The organism is uncultured Aquincola sp. (assembly GCF_964001545.1).
Lineage (GTDB): Bacteria > Pseudomonadota > Gammaproteobacteria > Burkholderiales > Burkholderiaceae_C > Aquincola.
In genome coordinates this window covers 1-2,219 of the sequence record NZ_CAXFDV010000793.1, presented here as the reverse complement: position 1 = coordinate 2,219, position 2,219 = coordinate 1, and the positions used below count along the sequence as shown (strand labels likewise).

The window sequence follows — 2,219 nt, the reverse complement described above, 5'->3', positions numbered from 1 at the left end:
GCGCCGCGCAGGTTGGGCACCAGCGCCGTGACTTCCAGGCCGGGCAGCTGGCAGGCGGCCTGCACCAGCGTGGCGGTGTCGGCCAGCTGCGGCAGCAGCCGCGGCGGCACGAAGGAGCCCACCTCGATCTGCCGCAGGCCGGCCGCATGCAGCGCCTGCAGCCATTGCAGCTTGATGTCGGTGGGCACGGTGCGGGCGATGGACTGCAGGCCGTCGCGCAGGCTGGTGTCGCGCAGCGCGACCGGTGCAAGGGGATGGACGTTGGGCATGCCCACACTCTAGGCATCGCCGCCAGAGACGCCAGCGATATTTGGGAACGCGATCCGTTCCCAAGCGTGATGCCAGAATCCAACGATGAACCGCACCTTCGACCCCGTGTCGCTGCGCCTTTTCATCGCCGTGTGTGAAGAGGGCAACATCGCCCGTGCGGCCGCGCGCGAGGCATTGGTGGCCAGCGCCGTCAGCAAGCGAATGGCGCTGCTGGAAGCGGAACTGGGCATGCCGCTGCTGCTGCGCGGTCGCCGCGGCATCGAGCCCACGCCTGCCGGCCAGACGCTGCTGCGCCAGGCGCGCGAGATGCTCAACCTGATGGCCCGCGTGCATGCCGAGCTGAGCGCGTTCACCCAGGGCGTGGTGGGCAATGTGCGCATCGTGGCCAGCGTGTCGGCGCTGGCGCTGGGCCTGCCGCGCGACGTGGCGGGTTTTCTCGAAGCGCATCCCCGCCTGCATGTCTCGCTGACCGAGCGGGTGGGCAAGGACGTGGTGCGCGAGGTGCGCGAAGGCACGGCCGACCTGGGCGTGGTGTGGGACGCGGTGGGCACCGGCGACCTGCCCGTGCTGCCTTACCGCGGCGACCGGCTGGGCCTGCTGATGCCGCTGGACCATCCGCTGGCCGCGCGCCGCAGCGTCAGCTTTGCGCAGGCGCTGCCGTACCCGGCCGTCAGCGTCACGCCCGGCGGCCTGCTGGACGACCTGGTGCGGCGCCAGGCCGGCCTGCTGGGCGCGGCCTGGACACCGCGCATGGAAGTGGCCAGCTTCGAGGCGGCCGAGCACATCGTGGCCGCCGGCCTGGGCGTGGCCATCGTGCCCATCGGCGCCACCGGCGACGCGGCCGGCACGCTGGTGTGCAAGCCGCTGAAAGACGCCTGGGCTCGCCGCCAGCTGGTCATCCTCAGCCGCAGCGAGCCCTGGCTCTCGGCCCCGGCCAGGGCGGTGCGCCAGCACCTGGCCGAGGTGGCCCAGGACCTCAGGCGCGCGCCGCCGTCGCCTTCGTCACGCGGGCCTTCAAGTCGGTGATGAGATCCATCGACAGGTGTTGACGGGGCCATCGTGCCGCCGGCCAGCGCCCTCGATGTCGCGGGTTCCGCCTGAGCACCAGCGGGCCTGGCGGCAGCAGCAGCGTCCATCGCGTGACCGGCTGGCGCGTGGCGGGGCAGCGCAGCAGTGGCACCGCGCCCGCCATCAACCTACGCTTGCCGGCCACCGCAGCCACGGTCTACGGTGCCTTCGTGCAGCCACAGCTGGCCTTCGACCGCCCGATGGACACGGGCGTCGAGGCCGATCGACGACCTGGCCGATCGGCACGCAATGTCGGGCAGACGCAGTACTGGCCATTCACGGCCGATCCCGGGCGCTTTGCGGCGCCGCAGACCTTGCTGGCAGCCCACACCGGCCAGGCCATGGCCAACATCGGCAACCCGGCCCACGGCAAGGTGGCGGACCTGGATGGCGATGGCCGCAACAACCTGCTGGAACGACCACGGCAGCAGTGCGCCCGACGCGCTGGCGATCGGCGAGCGCGCGCGGGCCATGGCGGCCGCATCGGTGCGCGGCGCGGCCCAGCCTGCGGCCAGCGGCTCGGGTGTCAGCCTGCAGCAGCGGCTGTCGCGCCTGCTGCGCGGCAGCGACGGGTCGCGCTGAGGGGCGCCCTCCGGGGCAGCGGGCCGGGGCAGGGCCCGGCCCGCCATGTCGCCCGGCGGGCTCAGGCCTGGTCGGCTTCCCTGCCCTGCTCAGCCTGCTCAGCCTGCTCAGCCTTCGGCCGGCCGGTCTTCAGGCTGGGCACGCGGTCCAGCGCGGTCAGGAAGGCTTCGTCGGGCAGGGCGGCCAGCGCGGCGATGCCGGCGCGCAGCAGCTCGCTCTTCTTCACGTGGCGGTGCAGCACGGTGCCGCGCTGCTTGAGCTGCGCCAGCAGCTCGTACTCGGCCTTGGGCATGGTGAAG

At 72.9% G+C, this 2,219-nt stretch carries 3 protein-coding genes and 1 pseudogene; 2 read left to right on the top strand and 2 right to left on the bottom strand.

Features of this window, described 5'->3' with window-relative positions; genetic code table 11:
* A pseudogene (locus tag ABNT58_RS27570) lies at positions 1-269 on the bottom strand (hydroxymethylglutaryl-CoA lyase); the annotation flags it as partial.
* A gap of 85 nt (positions 270-354) precedes the next feature.
* Here ABNT58_RS27570 and ABNT58_RS27565 point away from each other — a divergent pair.
* Positions 355-1,296 carry a LysR family transcriptional regulator gene (locus ABNT58_RS27565; RefSeq protein WP_348756568.1) on the top strand — a complete coding sequence of 314 codons (942 nt, stop codon included), beginning with the start codon at positions 355-357 and terminating at the stop codon, positions 1,294-1,296.
* 435 nt (positions 1,297-1,731) lie between these two features.
* Positions 1,732-1,920, top strand: a complete 189-nt coding sequence (locus ABNT58_RS27560; protein ID WP_348756567.1) for a hypothetical protein — start codon at positions 1,732-1,734, stop codon at positions 1,918-1,920.
* A gap of 61 nt (positions 1,921-1,981) precedes the next feature.
* Here the strand turns inward: ABNT58_RS27560 and ABNT58_RS27555 are convergent.
* Positions 1,982-2,219: hypothetical protein (locus tag ABNT58_RS27555; protein ID WP_348756566.1), on the bottom strand; the 238-nt coding region annotated here is incomplete at its 5' end.

Bases quoted from the DNA above. Each gene is read 5' to 3' on its own strand.
- ABNT58_RS27565 (WP_348756568.1), top strand. From the start codon at position 355: ATGAACCGCACCTTCGACCCCGTGTCGCTGCGCCTTTTCATCGCCGTG.
- ABNT58_RS27560 (WP_348756567.1), top strand. From the start codon at position 1,732: ATGGCCGCAACAACCTGCTGGAACGACCACGGCAGCAGTGCGCCCGAC.